Raw genomic sequence first — 26,931 nt, 5'->3', positions numbered from 1 at the left:
AGCATTATAAAAACCAGCCTTAAGGCTCTAGAAGCCCCGCCCCCAATGAGCCATGCTATCTATAGAGGCATTGAGTGTTGTCCACACATCAAGCCCCAGCCCTCGGGCGCGGCTGATATCGGGCACATAGAACGACCGTTCAGACGTATTAGCCTGCCCAAGAATGCAAACAGGCTTGTATGGAGCGATTCTGGCAGCGACAAGATGGGCTAGATCGGCAATGCTGATCGCATGATCTGAACCGACGTTGTAAGCCTGACCACTTTCTCCATGCAACAGCAAGGTAAGCAACCAACCAGCCAGATCAGCACCGTGCAGATAACTACGCATTGCCTGACCACTGGAGTTCAGCACGATGGCATCAGCATAAAGGGCATCTCGCACAAAGTTGCCGATCGCAAAATGCCCATCCAGCGGTAAGCCAGGCCCAGAGAATGCAAAACAGCGCGCCATAATTACGTCGAGGCCATAGTCTTTTGCATAAATCGAGCCTATAACCTCTTGGGCACGTTTAGCTTCCGCATAAGCGTTACCGGCATAAGTGCTGTCACACCCCCCCAGAAAGTCCTCCGTCACCGGGAGGCCGGCAGGTATCAAACCGTACTGAGCACCGGAGCCGATCAGCAGGACACGCCGAGCACCGCACTCTACCGCCAGTTTACAAACGCGCCGTGCACCCTCGGTAATGATATCGAACAACTCGAGGGAGTCACGCTGGCCAACTGCCGAGGTATCTGCGGCTGCATGCACAACCAGATCGATGGACAGACTGGAGGGAATAAGGCGCACATCGTTGGCAACCCAGTGCAACCAGCGACAGCCGCGAAACGTTGGCCAGTGCATGAGAAAGCGTTCAGGGTCACGTGAGACGACAGTGACCTCGAACTTAGTCCCTCTCGATTGCAGGGTCTGGAAAAGCGCCAACAGCCAACGCCCAAAGAAACCAGTTCCTCCGGTCACCAGAAGATGACGTCCTTCAAGTGCGTCAGTCAGCGATTGAAGTATGGGCAGATTATCCACAGAGAAAATGGCCGATGAATCCGAACAAGTGCCCTGATAGTCCATACCGGCTTTCCCCATCTCATAGAGCTGATCATGCGTCACGGGGAACACCTACAGCTTTTGATAATTGATTTCCTCGACCTGATCCTGAGGCACTTCCCGAATGCCCTGATACTCACTGAACGACATGTTTTGCTTGGGCTTTCGCCAATCGCCGTAAATGAAGTCCAGATAGCCGGTGGGATTGACTGGGGTTTTGAAGCGACGACCAAAGAACTCAACCGTGTCATGGCCGTCGAAGAATGACGCGGGACAAAAGAACTCAAGCATCTTACCCGACATCACCGATTGGCCATCGCGCACCACCCGGTTCGTCACCGCCAACTCCAGCGGCAGTACACAGCGCTCCCCCGGCGCATTATCGAACGCGATCAAGACGCCTAGCCGGTGAGTTCCTGCCGTCACCACCTGGACGGACCATTCGACGCCGGGATACTGCGGCAGCCATCTCTTGTCCTTCTGGACAAGCACAAGCAGCGCATCCAACTGCTCGTCCTTGACCGACATGTCGATATCATCATCCCATGCGATGAAGTCCTGCTCGCGAAATGCTCCGAGCAAGGTTCCGTAATCCAGGTAAAGATCCACACCGGCACGACTTGCCAGTTCATCAAGGGCAACGATCAGTTCACGCGCGATCTGTTTGGTCAGCGGATGGCTGAAGGGATGGTTCTGGGTCCCCTTGAGCACTGCCTTGTCGGGGGTAATCAGAGGAATGTCGCCCAAGCCTAAAGAGATCAGTTGCTCAACGATACGCTGGGTTGGGCAGACGGTCGTAACGACGATGACCTCACAACCGGACTCGGCGATTCGCTCCGGGGCAATGATTGGGAAGCCCATTAGCTGCTGCCCTTGCTTCTTGACGTCATTGTCCGCGAAGGCCAGAACCTCAAGCCCCTTGGCATTTTCAGCGAAGATTTCACCGCTGCGTCCCGCCCCGAAGAGCACCAGTTTCTTACCTTTCAGTTCCTGCATGGGCGCTCTCCACTAGGCTAACGAGGCGTTACGAATCGCGATACAGCGACCTACCAGGGCATCTTCTTCACGGTACTTGGCGAACCCCCGCCCTTCAATCTCATAGACAGTGGCGAAGCCAGCGGCGGCAATCCGGGCCAGAGTTGCCCGATGATCGAGGTAACGCCTGTAGTGACTTTCTCCGAATATCTTGTGTTGATCCGCATCAGCGGTCGTGCGGTACTCGAGAAAAAGTGGTGCACCTTCCGGCAAGGTAGCTTGCAATAACGCCAGAAGGCTGTGCTCGTCTTCTTCGCTGATCGCGTGCAGGAAAAACCTCGCATACACGGCTACACGGCTGTGCTGCTCAGCAAATACCTCTACAGCCTCCCGAGCCTGACGTGCTGCACAACACTCAAAACGGGCATGGGCGGGAAGACCTGCCACCCTGCAGAGCCCAATCGCCTCGATCGACTCATCAAGACCCAAGACAGATAGGCCATGGGCTGCGAACAACTGGCTGTCGCGTCCGTTTCCGCAACCAAACTCGATGACACCATCGATCTGCCCCATAGGCGAGTCCGGGGTCAACATCTCGCCCAGCGCAAACGCAGCAAACTGCGACGGCAGGCGCGGCGCAGCAGCATGACCTCGCTGGTAGAAGTCGTTCCAGTAGCTCGGGTGCTCTCGATACGACACGGAGGAATCCATGGTTAGTCCTTGGCTAGGCTGTCGTGTACTCATGGCGACAGCATCTCAATAAAAATACAGCGTGGTGTCGTCGATGATGTCCGAGTAGTGTCGAACACCCACCCGATAATCGCCCCGTAGAGCCAATACCGTATCGATCAGCCGCCACAGATCGTCGCTGCGATGATAGGCACACACGCAGAGTTTGGGTCGCTCACGCAGGAGCACCTGACGTGCGCCGCGCAGTGCAGAGCCCTCGGCACCCTCGATATCGAGCTTGATGAGGCTGACGGCACCCACCGCCACCTCGTCCAACGGCAAACCCGCGACATCCGCCATGGGCTGCACATCGCCGGCAGCCAGTTGCCCGAGTACGTCACAACTGTTGGCGCGTGGTGCCGGAATCCAGCACGGCGTTTCACTCATCGCCGCCTGCAACACTTTGACCGTCTTGCGATCAGCAAACCTGCGCTGGCAAGCCTCGAAAGCGCGCTGCTCTGGCTCAAACAAATAAGCATTCTGCGCTGCCCCCAAGCGTGACTCCAACCGCGCGAGCGTGTCGCCATCGTAGGCACCGGCATCGACATAGAAACGGATGTCCTGTGCTTCGATAAAGTCGGGCTCGATGTACTCGAGTCGGAAATCGGATCGGATTGAGGCGGCCGCGTTGTCCAACTCAAGACGCATACGAATAAGTCCGTCATACACTTCGCGCGAGCGCTCGTCCTCCAGGCAGAGGAAAGCACTCACAAATGCAGAGGCCTGATTGAACAGCACCGAGTGATAGTTCCGAAAACTGTCCTCGGTGATATAAGGCGCATCGATCGCAGCCAGAAATGCCTGCATGGTCATCACGTTGATCCAGCCCTTGGTCGCAAGATCAACGCGAATCGTCTCGCTGTAACGCCCACTTCCCAAGACCACGAGTGCACCTGGCGCCATGGTCGAACGGTCGAAGCCCTGCACGGGAATACCTTCAATGATCGCGCCGTGCTTGCGCTCGTCGTTATCCAGGAAAGCGCGAACGCGACCACCGCGTGCCTGGAACAGGCGAGCCAACAGCACACCCACCTGATGAGCGCCAAAAATGTAGACCTCGTCGCCAACCTGTCGCTCCAGCACGGAATAGTCACAGGGTATCGCAGCGCCCTGCAATAAACGCAACATCGCCGGGTAGCGTGCGATCTGACGCAGCACCGTGAGACGTGCGCCGTCACGTAGGAGCAGCCCCTGCTCTGGGTCGATAGTTCCATGAGGGTCGAAACGGAAGCAGACCTCGCAGGTTTCGGCGTCAGGCAGCATGATTGGCAACTTATAACTGGAGCCAGCCACCAGCTCATGTCCAGCCAGATGCTCCGCTGATGGATAACCGCTCATACGTCACCTATAGGGGGCTGGGGAACGACAGCAATGTCCGGCACGGCGTAAAGCACGGTATCGAACGAACTGTAGGCATGGCAACGCAGGTAGAAGCGATAGCCCAGATCCAGCGCGTGCAATTGTTCGAATACACTCCAAAGGTGCTCCGCACGATGGTAGACACTGACCGCGAGGCCTGGGCGAAAGGCACGCAGCAACCCCTCGGCTCCTCGCAGCGCTGCCGGCTCCTCGCCCTCGATATCCATCTTGATCAGATTGGGGGCGAAGCCAGGTAAGGCATCATCCAGGCGCACGCAAAAAACGGGTTCGCCCCCCTGCTCCGATAGGTGACCACCAGCCCCAAGAGAGCTGTCGAAGCCTGCCAAACGGTTGCTATCGGATACGCCGCAGGGAAAATGGCTCGCCTGCCTGCCAGAGAGTGTCTGCACAAGCACTCGGTAATGGTCGAGATTGGGTTCGAAGGTCGCTATTGCGTCGAATCGCAATCCAGACTCGCTCATTTCCTGGATCGTATCTCCGACGTAGGCACCACAGTCAATGAACCGCAGCGGCTGAGGCCACATCGGCAGATCATCGGGATGATACTGGCGCGTATCCGGCTCTGGCAGGCAACGATAGTCACCGTCAGTGCGAAACTCGACAATCCGATCAAGCAAGGCTCGGCTTCGTTCATCAGCTAAGTGACGCCTCAGGTTCGCTATACGGTCCGCGTGCTGCTCATAGAAAGAGGGTTCGACAAGCCAATAGCGAAATGGCTGATCCTCAGGGTGATCTCGCACGAACTCGACGAGGCTTACGATCTCCCCGTAGCCGAGCGCCTCAAGCTGATCGACTATGGCCCCGACGTTCACATGATTGTTGAACAGCCCGATGATCACGCAGGCCTTGGCCGGATCATGGTGCAGGGCCCAGTCCTCGCACGAGTGAACAGGAACGTCGCCTACACTCCGCAGTGTCCTGTCGCGATCCAGGAAAGCACTCAGCTTGACCCCCATGCGTGCCAGATACGCCTGAACCTGTTGACCCGCCAACCGGGCACCATAGACAAGAACGTACTCAGAGCCAAGATTGACCATCAGGCACTACCTCTTGGGATATGAACCAGCACGCCATGACCGTTGAGGTTATGAAAGAAGCGGAACTGCGGATTGTCCAAGACGAACTCATTGACCAAGCGCGTTACGCCTTCACATCCATGAAAGCCATAGTCGTCGAAAATGACCACAGCCCCCATGACCAGTCGTGGCAGCGCCCAGGTCAGGACACCGAGAGCCGACTCGTAGACATCCACATCGATATGCAAGAGCGCGATGCGCTCATCCACCTGTTCGGCGTTCTGCTCCGGGAACATCCCCACAAGCACCTGCGCCTCATTCAGACCATTCCGTGACAGCAATGCCCTGACTTCATCGACAGTCGTATCGGCATGCTCGCCCCCCTTATATCGGGTATCACGCTCACCGACCTTCACGACGCCGGCAAAAGTATCGGCCAGAAACAGGCGGCGCCCCGGGCGCCGACTCGCAAGTCCGAGCAAGCAACCCGACCCGCCCCGCCATACCCCTACCTCAAGGAATGCACCCTCCAGATGATCCATCTGGCGAGCCAATTGCCAAAGTTCGTAGAGGCGATAGATGTCCACGAGGGTATGCTCACGAACCCGCTCATATACATCCAGGAAGTCGGCATTGCCCACCCAGGGAGCGTAACTGGCATAAGGTAGCACCCGTGAGTGACGAAGCTCCTGCGCCTGCGGATGCGCCCAATCTTCCTGGCTACGCAGATAGCCATAGCACAAGCCGGTCAAGCGCCGCTTGATCCAGCCAGTCATTCGGCACACTCGGCGGAAACCGCCATTTGTTCTGCCAGTTCCTCACGCGGGAGGAAGGGATACAAGTCCTCCAGAGCGCCGGTTACAGGCTTGCCGTTTTCATCGATACGGGTCATGACACGTGGCACCCGCGGCTCTTCGACCTGCACCAGTACCTCACAGATTACAGGCCCATCGATGTCCAGCACCGCCTGTAGACGAGCCTGCAGATCGGCGTGCGAATCAATGCGTGCATACCCCACTCCATAGGCACCGGCCAGTTGCGCCAGATCCGGCAACTGCAGGCCGCTCGTGGAGTCGGCCCCGACCAGTAGCTTGAAGTGCGTGTTTTGCGAAGTACGAATCGAAGCATAACCCTGGTTGTTGATGACGAAGCATTTGACCGGCAGCCGCTGCGCAGCGAGCGTCGCCAACTCCTGAACGTTCAACTGCAGACCACCGTCACCCTCGACACATACGGTCGGCCGACGCCCGGATGCCAGGCACGCACCAATCGCCGACGGAATCCCGAACCCCATCGAACCGGTACCGCGATTATGGAAGCAACGTTGGCCCTTCTTCAGCCGTAAGTTGAGCAAGAACAACTCGGAAGCGAATCCCGAACTACCCGGCGCGATCACATCCCCCTCGTTGAGCAGCGAGGAAAGCTGGTCAGTGAAGTAGTACATGCTGACACCTTGGCTGTCGTCGGCGTGCTCCTCCTGCAGAAGCGGGTACTGTCTGCGCCACTCGCCGATACGCGTCAGCCAGTCGGCGTAAGACGGCAGGCGCCCACGGGATGACTGCAACGCCAGCGCTTCGATAAAGGGTTTGACGTCGGAGACTACCGATACCTCGATAGGCATCTGCAACTTGGCGATTTCCGCCGGATCGATGTCCACCACCACCTTCTTCGCATACGGAGCAAAATGCGCGTGATTGTATGCCGTCAGTGCCATGTCCAGACGCGAGCCGAGAACGATCAGCAAATCGCAGTTCTGCAGGGCGAAGTTGGCCCAACGCGGCGCAATCGAACCAGGGCGTCCAGCATAGAGCGGATGCTCATCATCGATGATATCCATGGCCAGCCAGGTTGGCATGACCGGCACGCCCGCGGCCGCGATCATCTGGTGGAACGCGTCAACAGCGCCGGCCATGCGGATGCCGCTACCGGCAATGATCCCCGGTCGCTTGGCCTCACGCAGCAGTCTCACGGTTTGCTCCACAGCCGCGCTGACATCCGGTTGTTCGATCGTTACTGGCGGTTTTGCCCGACGTAGAGTGGCGGGATCGACCTGGGCAGCCTGCACGTCCAACGGCACGTCCAGCCACACTGGCCCACGACGCCCGCTGAGCGCAGCGTGTTCGAGCTGGTCGAAGACCTCCGCAACCGCTTGCGGATCGGTCAAGGTGATGGCCCCCTTGGTGATCGGCTGGACGATCGAGACGATATCGGCCTCTTGCACACCCAACATGCGCAGGCCGGTACCGGCTTTGAGATCGGCACTTTTGACCTGGCCGGAGACGAAGAACACAGGGGTGGAATCCAGCCAGGCACCGAGCACCGCAGTCACGGTATTGGTCGCTCCCGGACCACAGGTGGTCATACAGGCAGCGGGCCCACCGGTGAGCTTGCCAGCGGCTTCGGCGGCGATGGCGGCCGCCTGCTCATGCAGGCACAACACTGGCTCCAGTTCGGGGTGGCGTCCCAGCGCGTCATTGAGGTGCATGGCGCCACCGCCTGGCAGGAAATAGACCTGTTTCACCTGCAAGCGCGCCAGGCGCTCCATGATGTAATCAGCTACACGGATAGTCTGAGTCATATCGAAGACCTCTCGAAACCGGCGCTTAAGCGAGCCGCGTCAAAAATTGCAGCGCCGACCAAAAGCCAGCGCCATGATCCTTATGCCCCTGCCAGACCTCGGGGATGAAGCTGACCTGTGGGTGCTGGCGAATCTGCGCCCAGGTGGCTGGCCAGTCGATGTCGCCGGTGCCCATCAACACGCCTTCGCCATTGGTGCCCTTGGCATCGGCCACGTGCAGGTGCGCCGAATGCGGCAGCAGCAGCGCCAGTGCCTGCTGGAAATCGAGGCCGAAGTGGAAGCAGGTCATCTGCAGGTGCGACAGATCCAGGCACAGGCGCAGGCCATGATCACGCGCCTGGGCGGCCAGCTCCTCGGGCATCATGAAGATGTTCTGGTGGCGCTGACCGCCGAAGTGCCAGGGGAACGGCGCCATGTTCTGCGGAATCAGTTCGGTGCCGGCGAAATCCACCTGGCGGCAGGCTTCGTGGAAGCGCTCATAAAGCTCCGGGCGCATTGCCAGCGGACGTGGCGCGTCGGCGGAGAAGCCACCGATATTGGCGACGATCAGCCGCGCATCGGCATTGGGGAAGCATTCACCGATTTGCAGGGTGGCATCCACCACGCGCTGCAGATTATCGATCGAACGCTGGCGATAGGCCGGATCGTCCGAGGCCAGATCCAGCAGTTCGCTGTTCTCGAACAGCTCCGGCGCGTGCACCACCAGGCGCGAACAGTCGACCTCGGCAAGATACGGTTGCGGTTTCAGGCTGAGGTCACGGTAGGACAGATGGAACTCGAACAGGTCCGGGCTGATCCGTCGACGATAGTCGTGAAAGTCGTGGTAGCGTACGGGTACACCCCAGCGAATCGGCAATTTGAACGCCAGTTTCTCCTCGGTCTGTTGCTCGTTGAGGTCGCTCTCGAAGAAGAAATCCCCCTGATCGATATCACGACCGGCCGGTTTGCCCAATAGCTCCTGCAAACGATACGGCGGCAGACCCTGGCCAGGGCTGGCAACGCGCAGCATGCCTGCCTCGAGAATGCTGCCTCGGGTGATGTCACAGGCGGCGATGACGCTCTTGGCGAGATTCTCGCGGTTAAGCAGTTCGCCTTGGCTGGCATGGCGACCCGGGCCTTGCCAAGGCAATGCGAGCTCAAGCTGGCGGATGCCGTCGACCAGCTGGCGAAACTCGCCCGGCTCCAGGCTGGCCAGGTGATCTGGCCCTTCCATGCCGCGATCCAGGGTAATGTGCCGCTCCACCAGCTTGGCCCCCAGGGCAACCGCACCCAGAGTAATGGCGATACCACGTTCGTGACCGGAGTAGCCGATCAGGCCATGCAGTTCCTGCAGGCGCCGCAGGTAACCAAGCTGGATATCGGTTTCCGGCGCCGGGTAGGCGCTGTTGCAATGCAGCAGGGCGAAGGGCGTGCCGAGCGCCTGGAGCTGCTCGATGGCGCGCACAATTTCATGCTCGAAGGACATGCCGGTGGACAGGATCAGCGGCTTGCCCAGGCTGGCAGCCTTGGCGATCAGGTAAGGGTTGCACAGATCCGCCGAGGCGATCTTCAGCGCCGCAACGTCGAAACAGGCCAGTGCGTCGACACTGGGTTCGTCCCAGGGCGTGCACAGATAGCTGATGCACTTCTGCGCGCAATAGGCACGCACCTCGCGGTGCTCGTCGTGGCTGAGCTCTACCTTGTCCAGCAAGTCCTGAATGTACTCGACCCCCAGATCCTCGGCGCGTGAGCCGTCTGCCTTGCGCCGATACAGGGCGTCACGGTTGCGCAATTGAAACTTGACGCAATCGGCACCGGCTTCGATGGCAGCATCGACCAGTTGCCGCGCCAGTTCCAGCGAACCGTTATGATTGTTGCCGACTTCGGCGATGACGTAGACGCGCTCGCCGCCAACCGGGAAGCCGTCGATATTAAATGAGGTCATTGGATTTTCGTTCGCCATGAGGTCACGCCGCTCGATTCGAAGCGGAAGTTCTGGGTCTGACAGCCCAGCGCGCCGACGGCGTTGACCACGGGCTGACGATGCTGGGGCTGAACGTAAAAGAGGAAAAAGCCGCCGCCACCAGCGCCCAGCAGCTTGCCGCCACAGGCTCCGGCAGCCAGCGCGGCCGCATAGATGTCATCGAGCCGGCCATCGCTGATGGCCGAGGAAAAGCGCTTCTTCAAGTGCCAGGCTTCGTCCAGGCAGGAACCGAATGCCTTGAGCTCACCCCGGATAAGAAAGTGGTGCATACGCCGACACAGGGTAACGCTGGCGCTGAGCAGTTCGGTTTGCGATAGCTCGGCCTCAATCTCCTCGCGCTGCAGTTCGTGCAGGCGCCCGGAGTCATGGGAGATGCCGGTGTCGCACAGCACCAGGCAGGACTCCAGTTCGTTGCGGATCGAGTCTTCCAAGCGAATAGGATGGACGAGATTACGCTGGTTCTCGAACTCGATCAGGTTGAAGCCGCCGAACGCCGAGGCGTACTGATCCTGCCAGCCACCGGCGATGCCGAAGCACAGGCGTTCAGCCTGAAACGCCAGCTCGGCGATTTCGTAGGTATTCCAACGATCCTGACGCAGCTCATTGAACACCGCGATGGTCGCGGTGGTCGCTGCCGACGAGCCACCCAGGCCGGAGCCCACGGGAAAGTCCGAACGCAGGTAAAGGTCGAAGCCGTATTTGGGTTTGATCACTGCGACGATGGTGGCCAACAGGCTCTTCTCCGGCGCGACCAGCAACTCGGCCAGGGAGCTGTAATGCTCCTCACGGCCCAAGTCTTCGGCGTAGATGCTGATACGCCCATCGTCACGCGGGATCAGGGTGGCATGGGCATACAGGCCCACGGTGCAGCTGAGCACTGCCGCCGAGTGATCGATGAAGAAATAGGTGAGATCCGCACCGCCGCCGCAGAAACTCATGCGCACGGGCGCACGGGCACGGGCCAGTACGGGCACCTCGACGCTGGCAGCCATCTGCCGGGTGTACACCTCCACCAGACGGCCCTGTTCATCCAGGCCTGGTAGAGCGATGCAGCCCAGATCAAACGCCTTGAGCAGATCCTCACGCGGCGCGCCTATGCGCACCGAACGAAACTCCTCATTCATGCAGGTGGTCACTGGCTCGTCCGTCTTGCCACCCTGTAGCAAGTGGCGGCGCACGTCACCGTTGGTCACCACTCCCAGCAAACGCATCTGCTCGTCCACCACGAAAACGATCTGCAGGGCGCCGGCCTCAATGCATTCGACAGCGTCGAGGATGCTCTGCTGTTCACGGATACTGAGGGTTTGCACGAGCAGGCTCATGATCGAGGTTCCATCCGAAAATCATTGGCATATCGGTCAAGCGACTCCGGCGTGCCGATATCGATGAAGCGACCGCTGTACTCGATGACGTTCACGGCTTCGCGCGCCAGCAATTCGGGCAGTAGCTCCTGCTCCATCGAGCACGCACGCACAGTGATGCTCGCGAAGGTTTCGCAGGTAAAAGCGTAGACGCCAGCGTTGATCAGGCCCGAACCCCCGCGCCCCTTCTCCAGCAGCGCCTGCAACCGACCACAGGCATCGACCTCGAGGCTACCGTAGCGGCTGCGCTCATCGACCTGCACACTCAGCAGCGCATTACCTTGCCCCTGCGCTATCAGCGCGTAGCCATCGACGTCGAGAAAGGTGTCGGCGTTGAGCACCAGATAGCGCCCGTATGGCGGTTGCTCGCGCAACGCATTGAGCAACGCCCCGCCGGTGCCCATTGGGCTGGGTTCGACCACCAGTACCAGTCGCAGCCCGGCGTCCTGTGCCAGAGCCGCCAGTTGTTCAGCGACCTGCTCGGCCCGGTAGTGCGCGCAAAGCACGGCCTCACTGATGCCGGCCCGCTCTAGTTGGCGCAGCACGCGCGCCAGAAAAGGCTCGCCATGCACCGGCACCAGAGCTTTCTGCGTGTCCGTCACGCTGCGCAGGCGCGTGCCGAAACCACCGCAGAGCACGTAGGCGCGCATCAGCGCAGCCTCCGCACATAGGTTTCCAGGCTGCACGCGGCGTGCTCCAGATGATCCTCGGACAGCCCCGGCCAGAGGCCGATCCAAAAGGTGTCACGCATCACCTTGTCGGTCACTGTCAGTTCACCGCTCACACGGTATTGCTGGCCTTGCATATAGGGCTGGCGAGTCAGGTTGCCAGCGAACAGCAGGCGCGTGCCCACACGTTGTTCGTCCAGATAACGCAACAGCTCGACACGCTCGATGCCGCAACCATCGCGCAGGGTCAGCGGGAAGCCGAACCAAGACGGATCACTGCCAGGCGTCGCCTGCGGCAGGATCAGTTGCTCGGCGCAGCCAGCCAGGCGTTCGCTGAGCCAAGCAAAATTGCGCTTGCGCGCGGCGATGAAGTCATCCAGACGATCCATCTGCGCCAGGGCACAAGCGGCCTGCATGTCGGTAATCTTCAGGTTGTAGCCTAGGTGCGAGTAGGTGTACTTGTGGTCGTAGCCCTCCGGCAAATCGCCCAGTTGCCAGCAGAAGCGCTTGCCACAGGTGTTGTCCTCGCCAGGCGCGCAATAGCAATCACGGCCCCAGTCGCGGAACGACTCGACGATGCGTTTGAGCAGTGGCGAGTCAGTGAACACCGCCCCGCCCTCGCCCATGGTGATGTGGTGCGCCGGATAGAAGCTGAGCGTGCCGATGTCACCGAAACTGCCCACCTGGCGACCTTCGTAGGTCGAGCCGAGAGCGTCGCAACAATCCTCGATCAGCCACAGGCTGTGGCGATCACAGAGTTCACGGATGACCTTGAGGTTAAACGGGTTACCCAGCGTGTGGGCGAGCATGATCGCCTTGGTGCGCGGGCCGATGGCCGCCTCGACCAATGCCGGATCGATGTTGTAGGTGCCCAGTTCGATATCGACGAACACCGGCACCGCACCGAACTGCAGGATGGGGTTGACCGTGGTGGGAAAACCGGCGGCCACGCCGATCACTTCGTCACCTTTGCGAATTGCCCGATCGCCCAGACGCGGCGAGGTCAGGGCGGAGAACGCCAGCAAATTGGCCGAGGAACCGGAGTTGGTGGTCAGCACGCAGCGGCGGCCCAAATAGCGAGCCAGACGAGTCTCGAAGGCCTGGTTGAAGCGCCCAGTGGTCAACCAGCCGTCGAGCACCGCCTCGGTCATGTTTTTCAGCTCACCGGCACCGATCACCTTGCCCGAGGGCGGCACGGCATCGCGGCCAGCTTCAAAAGCAGCAGGTGCCAATTGCAACTCGGCATACCGCTCCACCAGCTCGGCTATCTGCTGACGCAGCGCTTGCGCCGTCTGTTCACTCATGAGTTTCGCCTTGATAGGCCGCGATCTGCGCGCGGCTGAATGTCTGCATATCCTCGCCGGCCTGCCAGGCCTGGTGCCAGTCGAGGGTTCGTTCGATGGCCTGCTGCAAGTTCCAGCGGGGGTGCCAGTTCAGTCGAACACGTGCCTGGCTGGAGTCCAGCGCGAGCAGGCCCGCCTCGTGCGGTTGCCCGCTCGCCTCGACCGTCCAAGGCGCCTGACCTGGCCAGCGCTGAGCCAATCGCTCGACCAGCTCGCCGACACTGACCTGCCCCTCGTTATCGGGGCCAAAGTTCCACGCCGAGGCCATAGCCTCGCCCTGCTCGACCAACGCCTGTGCCAGGCACAGATAGCCTTGCAGCGGCTCGAGCACGTGTTGCCAGGGACGTACGGCCTGAGGGTAGCGCAGCGTCAGCGTCTGACCTGCCTGCCAGGCACGCAGGATGTCGGGCAGCAAGCGATCAGCCGACCAGTCACCGCCGCCAATCACATTACCGGCTCGGGCCGTGGCCAGGGCAATGCCCGACTCGCGCAAAAAAGACTCACGCCAGGACGCGCACAACAACTCCACGCAGGCCTTGCTGCTGCTGTAGGGGTCATGCCCACCGAGGCCATCACTTTCGCGGTACGGCCAGAGCCATTCGCGGTTTTCGTAGCACTTGTCGCTGGTAACCACCAGCACCGCACGCACGCTGTCGCAGCCACGCAGCGCCTCCAGCAGATTGACCGTGCCCATGACATTGGTGGCGTAAGTCTCGGCCGGCGCACGGTAGGATTCACGCACCAACGGCTGAGCCGCCAGGTGCAGGACGATTTCCGGGCGAAAGGTCGTAACGGCCTCGGCAACGCGCTGAGCGTCACGGATATCGGCCAGGGTGCCGGGCACACACTCGACCAGGCGCGCGACCTGCCAGAGCGACGGCTCAGCAGGCGCAGGCAAGGCATAGCCACAGACCTCGGCGCCCAGTTCCTGCAGCCACAGCGCCAGCCAGCCGCCCTTGAAACCGGTATGCCCGGTCAGCAAGACTCGGCGACCGGCCCAGAAAGCCGCACTCACGGCCATATACGCCACTCCGCCTGGCCGCTCTTCCAGCGATCTTCGAGCAGCACGCGATCACGCAGGGTGTCCATCGGTTGCCAGAAGCCACGATGCAGATGACTCATCAACTGTCCTTGCTCGGACAACTGGCGCATCGGTTCGAATTCCCAGGTGGCGCTGTCGCCATCGATGTAATCGAGGACACCTGGCTCAAGCACGAAGAAGCCGCCATTGATCCAGCCGCCATCACCCTGAGGCTTTTCCTGAAAGCCCAGCACCTGCTGGCCTTGGATATCCAACGCGCCGTAGCGACCTGGCGGCTGCACGGCCGTTACCGTGGCCAGCTTGCCGTGACTGCGGTGGAAATCGATCAGTTGCGCAATGTCGATATCGGCGACGCCATCACCGTAGGTCAGGCAGAAGGTCTCGTCGCCCAGGTAATCGCGCACGCGCTTGAGGCGCCCGCCCGTAGCGGTGCTCTCGCCCGTGTCGACCAGGGTCACACGCCACGGCTCGGCATGACGGTTGTGGATGTGCATCTGGTTTTCTGCCATGTCGAAGGTCACGTCAGACATGTGCAGGAAGTAGTTGGCGAAATACTCCTTGATCACGTAGCCCTTGTAGCCCAGGCAGATCACGAAGTCGTTGATGCCGTAATGGGAGTAGATCTTCATGATGTGCCAGATGATCGGCTTGCCGCCTATCTCGATCATCGGCTTGGGCCGCAAGTGGGACTCTTCGCTGATACGCGTGCCCAATCCACCGGCCAGAATGACTGTTTTCATAGATTCGCCCAGGTCGTCCGTACTGACCGACAATTCATTGACCTTACCCTACTCGTATCACCCACCGAGCAAAATACATGCCGTACCATTGGATGGGACGGGCGCGCGTACGACGTGGCGAAAGGTCACGCGATGAATGCCCGCCCGGGGCGCGAGCGTAACAGCCCCGAGCGGAAGGCGGCTAGGCAGGAAACTAACGTAACTGATTGAAAAGATTCAACCCAGCAATCTTCACGTAGCTCTGCTGCGCCGCTTCGAGAATGATGGTCTGGAACGACAGGCGCGACAATGCCTCGGCATAGTCGAGTTCACGCAGTTCGGCCTGCACCGATTTGTTCACCAGGGTCACGTCTTCGTTGTCGACGCTGGTGGTGTCGATCAGGTTGAGGCGCGCGCCAATTTCGGTCTGCACTTCCAGCACGTTGCCCATGCCATTGTCGAGGTTCTTCAGGGCGATGGCCACTTCGTCGCGAATGGCCAAATTACCCGCTGCCGAAGTGGGCGAGGACTCCAGCGACTGGCGCAGGCGGGAGATGGTGTTGAGGATGCTGCGTTGCTCTTGGAACTGCGGCTTCACGCCAAACTCGTCGCCACCAGCGGCGGCGGCAGGGCCGGACATCGTGAACTCCGCGCCATACACGGTGAAGGTGGCAGGATAAGGCGCAGTAACGGTTCCGGTGGTCAGTACCGGACTGTTGGGGCCGACCGGCTGGGCATAGACCTCGTAGTTAGTGTCGTCGGTGAAGCGAAGCACCACGCCGGAGGTAGGAAACTGGCTGTCGAATACCGCCTGGTTGACGACATTACCGCCTGCCACCACGGCGGCAGAGCCATTGGTGGACGCGCGGGTCACAGCGAACTCGGTGGACGCGGACTGCAGGGTGAAACTATGGGTGCCGATGCCTGGCGAACCCGCGGTAGCTGGCGGCTGGATATCTGCCAGCAGATTGTCCAGATCCAGCTCGTTATCGCCCTCTTTCAGCACTACGTCGAGCTGAAAACGCATGCCACGAAAGTTGATGACGTTGCCGCCATTGACCAACGGGTCGATCTTGCCGCCGCCAGGAATCTCCGAGGTTACGTCAGCGCCGCTGGCATCGTAGATACGGAACTCGCTGCCACTGACGAACGCCAGCGAATAGGGCTCGCCGTTACGGAAGTCCGAGTTGAAGGCACGCTCATCTTCGACCAGGCCGGGCGAGATGAACACGCGCTGGTCGGCAGCGGGCACTGCCGGGATGGTCGTTGCCGGCAACGGGGGCGATGGCAGTGCCGGATTATTGACTCCGTTGTCGTTTGCCACACGGTTGGCGTTGGTGACGTCCTCGAACAGGCGCTTGCCGTTGTCGTTGATCGCGACATTGGTCGAGCTGGCCACCTGCAGCGTACGCTGCCCTTCGTCACCGAAGTACGAATAGGTGCCATCCGGGTTGCGCAAGAACGGCTCGTTCTTGCCCAGAAAACCGGAGAACAGGTACTCACCACGGGCGTTGCGGCTGTTCATCAGGTTGAGCAGTTCGGCCTCACGCTCGGAAAGCTCCTTGGCGATGGAGTTGCGGTCCTCCGATGAGAGTGAACCGCCGCCGGCCCGCACCGCCAGCTCACGCACACGCTGCAACACGGTATTGACCGAATTGAGCGTGGTCTCTTCCTGAGTCAGGCTGTTCTTCGCGGCGGTCAGGTTGTCGCTGTACTGTTTGAGTACCGCCTGTTGTTGTTCGAGCTGCAACAGGCGCACCGAGGCCACTGGATCATCCGCCGGGGTGAGGATACGGTTGCCACTGCTGATCTGCTCCTGGGTGCGAATCAGATTCGAATAATTGCGCCCCAGACCGGAAACGCCGTTATTGAACGCCTGAATGGATGAGATGCGCATGACCATGGGGCTTGCCTCTTGCAACGCCTGTCAGCTGTACAGGCCGCGCTTTCCCGAACTCGGGAAAGCGACAATTCAGAATGTATTGATCAACGTATCGAACAGGTTACGCGCAACTTGAATGATCTGCGCGGATGCCTGGTAGTACTGCTCGAACTGGATCAGTTTGGCCGCCTCTTCATCGAGGTTGACCCCGGAAATCGAGTCGCGGTTATCGGTGGCCTGCTTGAGGATCGCGCCAGTCGCCTCGCCGTCTACACGCGCCTGACTGGTCAGCGTGCCGACCCGCTCGACCAGGTCACCATAGGAGTCGGAAAAACTCGAACCTGTGGTATTGGGCGCCGCCGGGTTGATGCCGATTACTGACTTGTTCTGCAAGTTGACCAGGTTCAACGCGTTACGGTTATCCGACACGCCATTGGTGTTGAACGACACCGAGAAGTTGTCGCCACCCGACGGTCGGCCGCTGATGGTCACCTGATAGTCAAACGCAGCAGGAACCGCGGGCGGGTTGGCCGGTACGCTGATGGTCAGCGCGTTGTCCTGCCCCGGAACGATGCTACCGGTGTCGATCACGTTGCCGTTGATATCGACGACGTCATAGCTCTGCGTTGCGCCGCCTCCCGCCCCCATCACGATGCGCAGCGGCGGCGCATTGCGCAGGCTGGTTTCCAGATCCGCCTGTGCGGCCGGATCGTAGATATTGATTTCGGTCAGCAGCTTCGGCTGGGTGATCTTGCCGGTGCCGATATTGGCTGGGCTGGTTTCGGCCTTGAGCGGCGCAGCGAAGGCCAGTTCCTCGGCGTTCTTCATGTCCGCTCGAATGTCACGGCCGGCGTTACGGGTCGGCATCACCTGAAAGCGATCACCTGCTGCGAAGGTGCCACTGGCCACACCAAGGGAGAAGCCGTCCACTTCGGGTGCAGGCACCGTGGTGATATCGAAGGTCGCCGGGCTGGCAGGAAACTGCGTGCCATCGGAGAGACGGCGAACCACATACTCGGTCGCGCTGGTGAACTGTACCTCGTAATCGCTGGTAGTCAGTTGCGTGGTGTCGGTCAGCGTGACATTGAGGTTGGCATTCGCATCGCTGTTACCAATCCGCGCCAGGCTGCGCTGACTGAGCAGCAGGGGATCGTTGATCGAGCGAAACAGGTTGTTACCGAACTCGCCATTGAGATCCAGCCCCTGCCCCAGCTGACGATTGATCTGGTCCGTAACCGAAAGCGCCAGGCGACCAACAGCATTCAACGAGGTATCCAGTACATCTTCTCGATAGCGCAACAAACCGCCCATCTCGCCGCCTGTGATCAGGGAGCTGACGTTCTGCCGCGAGTTGCCGCTGACGAACTGTATCTCCTGACGCAATGGATCGGCCTGCCCCGGCACCACTTCGAGCCGTGCGGCCTGCTTGCCGACGACCAATGGCTGACCGGAACCGATAAACAGGTTGTAGCTGCTGTCGTCCTGTGGAACGACGGTCACGCCGACGAACTCGGAAAGCTTGCGTACCGCCTCTTCACGGGCATCGAGCAGGTCGTTCGGCGCCTGTCCGTTAGAGGCTGCAATGGCAATCGCGTCGTTGTAGCCGGCAATCGATGTCGCCAGTTGGTTGACCTGATCGGTAACCGCCGACAGCTGTTTGTTGATGAAGGCGTTCTGCTCGTACAGGCGGTCATAGACGGTATTGAAACGCTTGGCCAGACCTTCCGCTTCCGACAAGGCCAGCTGCCGCGCGGGTATGTTAGCGGGGTCTTCGGCTGCGGTTTGCAGAGCGGAGAACAGTTTCTGCAGGCCGGGAGTGATACCCGTGGTACTGCCCGCAAGCAGGGAATCGAGCTGGTTGATCTGGCTCAGGTAGGCCTTTGTGTCGCTGTTGAGTGCAGTGCTACTGCGTACCTGGGTATTCAGGAACTCGTTGTAGATGCGCCGCACGTCGGTCAGGGTCGTACCCGAGCCGATATAGCCAGCACCACTGAACTGCGGCGTACGCGTGGACTGGATCGTCTCCTGACGAGAGAAACCAGGCGTATTGACGTTGACGATGTTATGGCCGGTAACAGCCAGCGAAGTCTTGTTCGCCGCCAGGCCCGAGAGGCCTATGTTCAATAGGTCAGCCATGGTTCAACCTCAAGTCCTTGTGGTGGCGCTATCGGCAGCGGCGATTGCTTGATAGGTCTGCATCTTGCGAGCGATCTGCGAGATCTTGCGCGCATAGTTCGGGTCGGTGGCGTAGCCGGCCTGCTGCAGTTCCTTGACGAAACGCTCCGGGCTCTCAGTAGCGTTCAGCGCCTTCTCGTAGCGACCGTTGTTCTGCAGGAAGCTGACGTAGTCGTCGAAACTCTGCGCGTAGGAGTCGTAGGCGCGGAAGTTGGCGGATTCCCTGACGGCCTTGCCACCCTTGTACTCGGTGGTCAGTACGCGGGCCGACTCGCCGCCCCAGCTGTTGTGGGACTTGATGCCGAACAAGTTGTGGCTGCTCTGGCCATCGCCGGTACGAATGATCGACTTGCCCCAACCGGTTTCCAAAGCGGCTTGCGCCACCAGATAACGCGGGTCGACACCGATCTTCTCGGCCGCGGCTTCTGCCATCGGCAGCATGGTAGCGACGAATTCCTGCGGTGAGCTGAACGCGGCCTTGCCCGGTGCCAGCGGCGGCTGGGCGATACGGCGTCCCGTCAAGGCATCGCTATTGGCCAGGCTCAGGCCTGCAGCTTTGGGGGCTGCTCCGGCCTGTGCCGGAATCCAATCATTGCCCGCCAGTGCCTTGCTCTCGCCCTCTCCCGCCGACGGCACGATGCCGGCCAACAGGCGATCCGCCAGCTTGCCCGGCACAGCCAGGCGACGACGATTAAGCAGTGCCGCGTCATCGCGAAAGCCTTCACTGCTGGCGACCGTGTCAGCTTTCGCCTCACCTGTCGCGGCAATTGGTTGCTCGACCTGCGCAAAAGGATTGGCACGACTCGACGGCTGCTTGATCTTCGACATCTGCCGCACCAGCACATCGGCCAGGCCAATGCCGCGCCCTTCCTTGGACAGCGTTACCGCCAATTGCTGGTCGTGCATGTCCTGGTAGGTCTTGCTCTCGTTGCTGTTCATGAAGTTACCCTCGCCGAATGCAGCGTTGGCCGAGCGCATGGCCTTGAGCATTTCGTTCATGAACAGCGATTCGAACTCCTGAGCGACCTTGCGGATATTCTGCTCGGTATCGCCACCCACCTTGAACTGGTTGAGGCGGTTCAGGTCGGTAAAAGCACCGCTGTCGACCGGGCTTTTGCCGTTTCCGAGCAAACCGGCTGAGAGTCGAGAATCCATATCGGCAATCCTCCTCAGATCACGATCAGGTCGGCCTGAAGAGCGCCGGCTTGCTTGAGCGCCTCCAGGATGGCCATCAGGTCGGAAGGCGCCGCGCCCACCTGGTTAACCGCACGCACGATCTCGTCGAGGCTGGTGCCAGGGCCGAACTTGAACATCGGCTTGGCCTCTTCCTCAGCGCCCACGCGCGAACGGGGTACCACCGCAGTCTGCCCACCAGACAAGGCTTCTGGCTGGCTGACGATGGGGTCTTCAGTGATAGTCACGGTCAGGCTGCCGTGGGTGACCGCGGCCGGCTGCACCTTGACGTCCTGACCGATGACGATAGTGCCGGTGCGCGAATTGATGATGACCTTGGCCACCGCCTTGCCGGCTTCGACCTGCAGGTTCTCCAGAATCGACAGGTAGTCGACGCGCTGATTGGGATCGAGCGGTGCACTAACCCGAATCGAACCACCGTCGATGGCTTGGGCGACACCCGGGCCAAGCAGATCGTTGATCTGGTCGACGATGTTCTTCGCCGTGGTGAAATCAGGGCGATTGAGGTTCAGGGTCAGGTAGTTGCCCTGATCGAAACCGCTCGGCACCGGGCGCTCCACGGTGGCGCCACCGGGAATACGGCCGGCAGACGGCACGTTGACGGTGATGCGCGAACCGTCGGCGCCGCTGGCATCGAAGCCGCCGACCACCAGATTACCTTGGGCGATGGCGTAGACGTTGCCGTCGATGCCCTTGAGCGGCGTCATCAATAGGCTGCCACCGCGCAGGCTCTTGGCGTTACCGATGGAGGAAATGGTGATGTCGATGGTCTGCCCCGGCTTGGCGAAAGCCGGCAGGTCCGCATGTACCGATACGGCCGCGACGTTCTTCAGCTGCACGTTGCCGCCTGGCGGCACCTTGATGCCGAACTGCGCCAGCATGTTGTTGAAGGTCTGCACGGTGAATGGCGTCTGGGTGGTCTGGTCGCCACTGCCATTGAGGCCGACCACCAGGCCGTAACCGATCAACTGGTTGCTGCGCACACCCTGGATCGAAGCCAGATCCTTCAGGCGCTCGGCCTGGGTCGGCAGGCTCAGCAGCATGCACGCGAGCATGGTTACCAACAGCAGCCAATCATTGGCGCCGCGATGACGATAACCGCGATGAGCGACCGCAAACTGTCGACGGCATGCTCCGGCCTGCGCTGACTCAAAGCGGTCAAATCGCGCACCTCGTTTGGCTGTCGAAGTGACGGTAAAAGCCTTGCGCGCAGAGCCGCCAGCCGTCATTCGCGCATACCAGAGAGACAAGCGATTGAGCAGTGAAGACGGTGAATGAGTCAGCCAGGTTTTCATCTAGAACTCCCCGTGATCAGAACGGCCACAGCGGGCTCATGAAGAAACGGCTCATCCAACCGGGTTGGCTGGCATCAGCAAAGGCGCCCGTCCCCGAGTAGGTGATGCGTGCATCGGCAACACGAGTAGAAGACACGGTGTTGTCGGTGGAGATGTCGTCGGCACGCACCAGCCCGGAAATACGCATCAGCTCATCGCCAGTGTTGAGCGTCATCCACTTCTCGCCACGCACAGCCAGAATGCCGTTGGGCAGCACTTCAGCAACGGTCACGGTGACCGAGCCAGACAGGCTGTTGCTCTGTCCCGCCTGACCGGAACCCGTGTTGGCGCGCTGGGAATCCCAACTCGAATCCAGACTCAGGTTGTTGTTGGTCATGCCCAGCGCGCTGAGGCTGCGCAGCGGGTTGTCCGGGGCGACGGCCATGCCGAAGAGGTTGGGCACCCCCAGAGTTCCGCTGCTGTCTTTCTGCAGATTACTGTTGGCGTTCTTGCTGGCCTGGGTACGCTCGTTCAGCGTGATGGTGATGATGTCGCCGATGCGGAAAGCCTTGCGGTCGTCATACAGGCCATTCTCGAAACCCGCCTGGTAGATCGAGCCATTGTTCTGCGCAGCCGGCAGCGGCGTACGCGGCAATACCGGCGCGTAATAGGGATCATCCGGCTTGGCTGTCGGCGCCACGCAGCCGCTGCTCAGCAGCAGGCCAGCCAACAGGGGGAAACAGAGAATTTGCCGGTTCATAACCACTACCTCGCGGCGTTCACAACAGTGTCAAAAAATCAGAGGTTCTGCGTCACGAAGGACAGCATCTGATCAGCGGTGGAAATCACCTTGGAGTTCATCTCGTAAGCACGCTGGGTGGTGATCATGTTCACCAGCTCCTCCACCACACTGACGTTGGAGTTTTCCAGGGTGTTCTGCAGGGTCGTGCCCAGGCCATTGAGACCTGGATTACCTACCTGCGGCGCGCCACTGGACCCAGTTTCCAGGAACAGGTTGTTGCCGATAGCTTCCAGACCCGCCGGGTTGACGAAGTCGGCCAGTTGAATGTTGCCGATGATTTGCGGCTGGGCGTTGCCGGCGGTAGTCACCGAGACGGTGCCATCCTCGCCCACAGTAAAGGTCCGCACCTCGTTGGGCAGCACGATTGCCGGCTCCAGGGCAAAGCCCTGCGAGGTAACGATCTGGCCGTCGGAGTTCAGGTGAAAGCTACCGTCACGGGTGTAGGACACGGTGCCGTCAGGCTGCAGAATCTGGAAGAAACCGCGACCGTTCACCGCCAGATCGAGTGGCTGCTCGGTGGTTTGCAGGCTGCCTGGGGTAAAGATTTTCTGGGTACCAACAACACGCACACCCGTGCCGAGCTGCAAACCCGAGGGCAACTGGCTGTCCTGGCTGGATTGGCCGCCGGGCTGACGACGAATCTGGTACAGCAAATCTTCGAACTCGGCACGGTCGCGCTTGAAACCCGTGGTCGCGACGTTGGCCAGGTTGTTGGAAATAGTGGTCAGGTTCATGTCCTGAGCGGACAAACCGGTCTTGCTGACCCACAGTGCCGGAAGCATATCGATTCTCCTCGGGCGCCGGTTTTACGGCGCCGCGTGCTGGTAATTAGCTAATCTGCAAAACCCGCGCCATGGCCGACGAGTTGTCCTCGGCAGTGCGCATCATCTTTACCGACAGCTCGAACTGGCGGGATAAGGAGAGAATCGCGGTCATCTCCTCGACGGCGTTGACGTTGCTGGCTTCGAGAAACCCGGAGGTGAGCTGAACCGTGGCGTCGGCTTCTACCTCGGGCTGGCCCTTGACGCGAATCAAGCCATCAGTGCCCTTCTCCATGCTTTTCGGGTCCGGGTTGACCAGCTTGATACGGTCGACCTCAGCCAACACATTGGGATTCTCGCCAAGAGCACGAATACTGATGGTGCCGTCCTGGCCAATCTCTACCTTCTGCTCCGGCGGCACGGCAATCGGCCCGGCGTTGCCCATCACCGGCAAACCGTTGCCGGTGCGCAGTACACCCAAGGCATCAATGTTCAGGCTGGCGGTGCGCACATAGGCTTCGCTGCCATCAGGTGCCTGCACCGCAACCCAACCCTTGCCACCGACAGCCACATCCAGGTCGCGTCCGGTTTCCTGCAGCGAGCCTGGACGGAAATCCGTACCCGGGCGCTCGCTCATGGCAAATACACGCGCCGGATAGGTTTCACCGAACAGCGGCATTGAGCGCGCCTGCTCAAAATCGCGACGAAAACCCGAGGTGGAAACGTTTGCCAGGTTATTGGCGTGGGCACGCAGAGCCAGTGTGTTGTTCTGCGCTCCGGTCATGGAGACGTACAGCATCTTGTCCATGGTAATTCTCCGAGTGGGCGACACGCCCTTGGCTCTTTGCAATGACTAAAGCAAGCGCCGTGCCAGGCTCGAAAAATTAATTCAAGATACTGATTTAAAAGGATTTTATAGAAATATTTGGAGCTTTTTAAAATCAGGCGGCGAGGTTTTGCCGGCCCTGGAACGGCAAAGCGGCAAGCCTGGCTTGCCGCTTTGCCTACCCCCCAATCATCAACGCAGGTTGATGATTGTCTGGGTAATGGCACTCTCGGTTTCAATGGTCTTGGCGTTGGCCTGGTAGTTGCGCTGGGCCACAATCAGGTTCACCAACTGGTCGGACAGTTCGACGTTGGAGTCTTCCAGGGCGCCCGCCTGCAGAGCACCCAGAGTACTGCTACGTGGCGTACCGATCACCGGCTCACCCGATTCGAACGACTGCACCCAACCAGTCTTGCCCACCGGGGTCAGCCCCTGAACGTTGGCGAAGTTGGCCAGCAATACCTGCCCCTGCACCTTGGATTGTCCGTTGGTGTAGCGCGCGAAGATCACACCGGTGTCGTCGATCTCGATACCGGCCAATTGGCCCGTGGTGTAACCATCCTGGCTTACGGTGTTGACACCGAAGGAGGCGGCATACTGAGTCGAACCGCGCATGTCGAAGGTGAACGACTCGCTATCAGCACCATTGGGCACCATGGTCCCCGGGTTTACTGGATCTTTCTCGGCGGGCACCCAGTCGGTATCTGCCAAGGCAAAGACGCCGTTAGGCGTTCCAACAGGAATGGCTGGCGCGTCAAGGGCTGGGTCGGCTGGTGTACTGGCCAGCGGCGTGATTGCAGGGGTAGCCAACTGACCAGCAGCATCATAGTTGACTGCATAGCTGAACGGCTGGGTGCTGGTGGGATCACGCGGGTTGACGCCATCGATCAGCACATGCATGACCCAGCCGTTGTTAGCCGGAGCTTCGTTCTTGACGAAGTACTGGCTCATCACGTGGGCATTACCCTGCGAATCGTAGATGTTGGTCGAGGTCGACCAGTTGAAGGACTTCGAATCACTTGGGTCAAAGGTCGGCGCCGCCATGGTCCCGGCATTGGCAGGACGAACGGCATTGGAGTTCAGGTTGGTCCGCTGAGTTACAGTAGTGGTCGCCCGGGGCTCCTGCTGGCCAGCACTCACACGCAGGTCAGCCTGCACCGGCAAGACGTTGCCGCTGTCATCGGCCGCATACCCCTGCAGGCGGTAGCCGAAGTTGTTGACGATATAGCCGTCGCGATCCGTGCCGAAATAACCAGCCCGGGTGTAGCTCATCTCACCGTTGTTGCTGGTCATGAAGAAGCCATTGCCGTTGATGGCCATATCCAGCGCGTTATTGGTGTAATTGACGTTGCCCTGGTTGAACAACTGCGAAACGTCCGCCAGCAGCACACCGCTGCCCTGCGCATTCTTACCGGTACCCAGCACGGAAGCAGCGTAGACATCGGCGAACTCGGCACGAGACTGCTTGAAGCCCGCAGTGCCGGCGTTGGCGATGTTGTTACCGGTGACATTGAGGTCGCTGGTCGCCGCACGCAGACCGCTAAGACCAATATTGAACGACATGGAAAACTCCTTTGCCGGAACTGCCGGCGGCAATAGTTATTGGCCGATGACCTGCACTTGAGAAAGCGGAACGCTGCCCAGACCGGCAAGGTTGAGCATCAGCTCGCTGCCGCCCAGGGTGACGCTGTCGACGTTGGCCGGCAGCAAGGTATACAGCCCTTTGGTCTCGCTGCCGTAGGTGGCCTGCGCCTCGAACTTGTAGGTGCCCGGCGGCGCCACATTGCCGTCGGAGTCCTTGCCGTCCCAGATAAAGCTGACGTTGCCGGCAGCCTGCTCGCCCAGGTTGACGCGCGTCACCAGCGAGCCGGAATTGTCGTAGACGTTGACATACACGTTGCTACTGCTGACCGGCAGCACGGTGCTGGCCTTGAAGCTCTCGCTGGTATCGACCACGGCCTTCTCGCTTGGCACGATGACCTTGCGCCCGACCAGAGAGGAGGCTTGCAACGCCTGCGAAGACTGGAAGCTGGACAGCATCGACCCCATGCTGGTGTTGAGCTTCTCGATCCCCTCGACCTGGCTGAACTGCGCCAACTGGGCGATAAACTCACCGTTACCCTGAGGCTCCAGCGGGTTCTGGTTGTTGAGCTGTGCCACCAGAAGGTTCAGAAACTCGTTCTTGCCGAGATCCTTGTTCTGCGTGGTGTCTTGCTTGATCTGATACTGATCGAGTACCGAATTCGTGCCGCTTACTGTGCTCATCCCTAGTCTCCTCGATACGTCACTGACCCAGGGTCAGCACGCGCTGCAGCATCTGTTTGGCGGTGTTCATCATCTCGACGTTGGTCTGGAAGGCACGGCTGGCGGAAATCATGTCAGCCATTTCCTCGACCACGTTGACGTTCGGGTAGTAGACATAACCGTCGGCATTGGCCATCGGGTGGTCGGGCTCATAGCGCGGCATCAGGCTGCTCTGATCCTCGATCACACCCATAACCTGAACGCCGCGGCCTGCCTCATCCTGCTCGGCGAACAGCGACCCGCGGTCACCGTTCTGCGACTGCTGGAATACGGTGGCGAAAACCGGGTGACGGGCACGGTAGGTCTGATCCAGGCTCGACGACACGGTCTCGGCGTTGGCGATGTTGCTGGAAATGGTATTGAGGCGAGTGCTCTGGGCGCTCATGCCTGTTCCGGCGATGTTGAAGACACTGGCAAGGGACATGGTCGCGCTCCTTATTCGCCGCGCAGGGCTGCAGTCAGCCCTTTGAATTTGCTATTGAGAAAGGTGAAGCTGGCCTGGAACTGCACCGAGTTCTCGGCGTAGTTCGACTGCTCGATCTGCAGGTCGACGCTGTTCTGGTCCAGCGACGCGTGGAACGGCGTGCGGTACGGCAGTTCAGCTTCGCCGCTGCTGATGCCTTCGGCAGGAATGTGGCGACTATCGGTGCGATTCAGGGAAACGCCGCCGCGCTGCATGCGATTGCTTTGCTCAGCCAGAACGCTGGCGAAGTCCAAATCGCGAGCCTTGTAGTTCGGCGTATCGGCGTTGGCGATGTTGTTGGCCAGCACCTCGGCGCGTTGGGCGCGAAAACCGAGGGCCTGTTCGTGGATGCCGAGTGCTCTGCCGAAGTTGATGCTCATGTTCCGAACCTTTGCCGCTAGGGCCATGTGGTCTCTGTTGCAAGCTATTCAGCAA

24 protein-coding genes are annotated in these 26,931 nt (G+C 60.1%); all 24 read right to left on the bottom strand.

Going from position 1 to position 26,931, the window contains the following annotated elements:
• Nucleotides 1-27 precede the first annotated feature (27 nt).
• The 24 genes from BM059_RS05710 to flgB all read right to left on the bottom strand — a co-directional run bounded on the left by BM059_RS05710 (nt 28) and on the right by flgB (nt 26,876).
• Nucleotides 28-1,104 (bottom strand): NAD-dependent epimerase/dehydratase family protein, encoded by a 1,077-nt coding sequence (locus BM059_RS05710; protein WP_244154384.1) that lies wholly within the window; start codon nt 1,102-1,104, stop codon nt 28-30.
• 9 nt (nt 1,105-1,113) lie between these two features.
• On the bottom strand, nt 1,114-2,037 hold the full coding sequence (locus BM059_RS05705) for a LicD family protein (protein WP_074937335.1): 924 nt from the start codon (nt 2,035-2,037) through the stop codon (nt 1,114-1,116).
• A 12-nt stretch (nt 2,038-2,049) separates the two neighbouring features.
• Nucleotides 2,050-2,727, bottom strand: a complete 678-nt coding sequence (locus tag BM059_RS05700) for a class I SAM-dependent methyltransferase (RefSeq protein WP_037002909.1) — start codon at nt 2,725-2,727, stop codon at nt 2,050-2,052.
• A gap of 45 nt (nt 2,728-2,772) precedes the next feature.
• Nucleotides 2,773-4,083 carry an FkbM family methyltransferase gene (locus BM059_RS05695; protein WP_083413235.1) on the bottom strand — a complete coding sequence of 437 codons (1,311 nt, stop codon included), beginning with the start codon at nt 4,081-4,083 and terminating at the stop codon, nt 2,773-2,775.
• Entirely contained in the window at nt 4,080-5,162 is a 1,083-nt protein-coding gene (locus BM059_RS05690; protein ID WP_074937332.1) for an FkbM family methyltransferase, read from the bottom strand. Before BM059_RS05690 ends, BM059_RS05695 begins: the two co-directional genes overlap by 4 nt.
• On the bottom strand, nt 5,162-5,917 hold the full coding sequence (locus BM059_RS05685) for a TylF/MycF/NovP-related O-methyltransferase (RefSeq protein WP_037002911.1): 756 nt from the start codon (nt 5,915-5,917) through the stop codon (nt 5,162-5,164). Before BM059_RS05685 ends, BM059_RS05690 begins: the two co-directional genes overlap by 1 nt.
• Nucleotides 5,914-7,719 (bottom strand): thiamine pyrophosphate-binding protein, encoded by a 1,806-nt coding sequence (locus BM059_RS05680; protein ID WP_074937329.1) that lies wholly within the window; start codon nt 7,717-7,719, stop codon nt 5,914-5,916. The genes BM059_RS05685 and BM059_RS05680 overlap by 4 nt, the downstream gene beginning before the upstream one ends.
• Nucleotides 7,720-7,744: 25 nt before the next feature.
• Nucleotides 7,745-9,643, bottom strand: coding sequence for an N-acetylneuraminate synthase family protein (locus BM059_RS05675; protein WP_074937327.1), 1,899 nt, complete (start codon nt 9,641-9,643; stop codon nt 7,745-7,747).
• Nucleotides 9,640-11,004 carry a GHMP family kinase ATP-binding protein gene (locus BM059_RS05670; RefSeq protein ID WP_074937325.1) on the bottom strand — a complete coding sequence of 455 codons (1,365 nt, stop codon included), beginning with the start codon at nt 11,002-11,004 and terminating at the stop codon, nt 9,640-9,642. The genes BM059_RS05675 and BM059_RS05670 overlap by 4 nt, the downstream gene beginning before the upstream one ends.
• Nucleotides 11,001-11,693 (bottom strand): sugar phosphate nucleotidyltransferase, encoded by a 693-nt coding sequence (locus BM059_RS05665; protein WP_074937323.1) that lies wholly within the window; start codon nt 11,691-11,693, stop codon nt 11,001-11,003. The genes BM059_RS05670 and BM059_RS05665 overlap by 4 nt, the downstream gene beginning before the upstream one ends.
• Nucleotides 11,693-13,015: a lipopolysaccharide biosynthesis protein RfbH gene (gene rfbH, locus BM059_RS05660; RefSeq protein ID WP_037002919.1), complete on the bottom strand. Its 1,323-nt coding sequence runs from the start codon at nt 13,013-13,015 to the stop codon at nt 11,693-11,695. Before rfbH ends, BM059_RS05665 begins: the two co-directional genes overlap by 1 nt.
• A complete protein-coding gene (rfbG, locus tag BM059_RS05655; RefSeq protein ID WP_074937321.1) occupies nt 13,008-14,075 on the bottom strand; it encodes a CDP-glucose 4,6-dehydratase in 1,068 nt (355 codons plus the stop codon). The genes rfbH and rfbG overlap by 8 nt, the downstream gene beginning before the upstream one ends.
• Nucleotides 14,066-14,836: a glucose-1-phosphate cytidylyltransferase gene (gene rfbF / locus BM059_RS05650; protein WP_037002922.1), complete on the bottom strand. Its 771-nt coding sequence runs from the start codon at nt 14,834-14,836 to the stop codon at nt 14,066-14,068. The genes rfbG and rfbF overlap by 10 nt, the downstream gene beginning before the upstream one ends.
• Before the next feature lie 193 nt (nt 14,837-15,029).
• Nucleotides 15,030-16,718, bottom strand: coding sequence for a flagellar hook-associated protein 3 (locus tag BM059_RS05645; RefSeq protein ID WP_037002924.1), 1,689 nt, complete (start codon nt 16,716-16,718; stop codon nt 15,030-15,032).
• Nucleotides 16,719-16,787: 69 nt separating this feature from the next.
• Entirely contained in the window at nt 16,788-18,833 is a 2,046-nt protein-coding gene (gene flgK, locus BM059_RS05640; protein ID WP_074937320.1) for a flagellar hook-associated protein FlgK, read from the bottom strand.
• Nucleotides 18,834-18,842: 9 nt separating this feature from the next.
• A complete protein-coding gene (gene flgJ, locus BM059_RS05635; RefSeq protein WP_074937318.1) occupies nt 18,843-20,027 on the bottom strand; it encodes a flagellar assembly peptidoglycan hydrolase FlgJ in 1,185 nt (394 codons plus the stop codon).
• Nucleotides 20,028-20,041: 14 nt separating this feature from the next.
• Complete coding sequence (locus BM059_RS05630; RefSeq protein WP_037002928.1) at nt 20,042-21,121, bottom strand: flagellar basal body P-ring protein FlgI; 1,080 nt, start codon at nt 21,119-21,121, stop codon at nt 20,042-20,044.
• Between the two features lie 256 nt (nt 21,122-21,377).
• On the bottom strand, nt 21,378-22,100 hold the full coding sequence (gene flgH / locus BM059_RS05625; protein ID WP_037002929.1) for a flagellar basal body L-ring protein FlgH: 723 nt from the start codon (nt 22,098-22,100) through the stop codon (nt 21,378-21,380).
• Nucleotides 22,101-22,138: 38 nt separating this feature from the next.
• Nucleotides 22,139-22,924: a flagellar basal-body rod protein FlgG gene (gene flgG / locus BM059_RS05620; protein WP_037002930.1), complete on the bottom strand. Its 786-nt coding sequence runs from the start codon at nt 22,922-22,924 to the stop codon at nt 22,139-22,141.
• Between the two features lie 46 nt (nt 22,925-22,970).
• Complete coding sequence (locus BM059_RS05615) at nt 22,971-23,711, bottom strand: flagellar basal body rod protein FlgF (protein ID WP_037002933.1); 741 nt, start codon at nt 23,709-23,711, stop codon at nt 22,971-22,973.
• Nucleotides 23,712-23,921: 210 nt separating this feature from the next.
• The gene (flgE, locus tag BM059_RS05610; protein ID WP_074937317.1) at nt 23,922-25,292 is read right to left on the bottom strand and encodes a flagellar hook protein FlgE; all 1,371 of its coding nucleotides are present in this window, start codon (nt 25,290-25,292) and stop codon (nt 23,922-23,924) included.
• A gap of 36 nt (nt 25,293-25,328) precedes the next feature.
• A complete protein-coding gene (flgD, locus tag BM059_RS05605) occupies nt 25,329-25,994 on the bottom strand; it encodes a flagellar hook assembly protein FlgD (protein ID WP_037002936.1) in 666 nt (221 codons plus the stop codon).
• 19 nt (nt 25,995-26,013) lie between these two features.
• Nucleotides 26,014-26,457, bottom strand: a complete 444-nt coding sequence (gene flgC / locus BM059_RS05600; RefSeq protein ID WP_037002937.1) for a flagellar basal body rod protein FlgC — start codon at nt 26,455-26,457, stop codon at nt 26,014-26,016.
• Nucleotides 26,458-26,468: 11 nt separating this feature from the next.
• Nucleotides 26,469-26,876, bottom strand: a complete 408-nt coding sequence (gene flgB, locus BM059_RS05595; RefSeq protein ID WP_037002939.1) for a flagellar basal body rod protein FlgB — start codon at nt 26,874-26,876, stop codon at nt 26,469-26,471.
• Nucleotides 26,877-26,931: the final 55 nt, after the last annotated feature.

This window comes from Ectopseudomonas composti (assembly GCF_900115475.1).
Lineage (GTDB): Bacteria > Pseudomonadota > Gammaproteobacteria > Pseudomonadales > Pseudomonadaceae > Aquipseudomonas > Aquipseudomonas composti.
The sequence above is the reverse complement of the archived record's forward strand: the minus strand, read 5'-3'. Positions and strand labels throughout refer to the sequence as shown.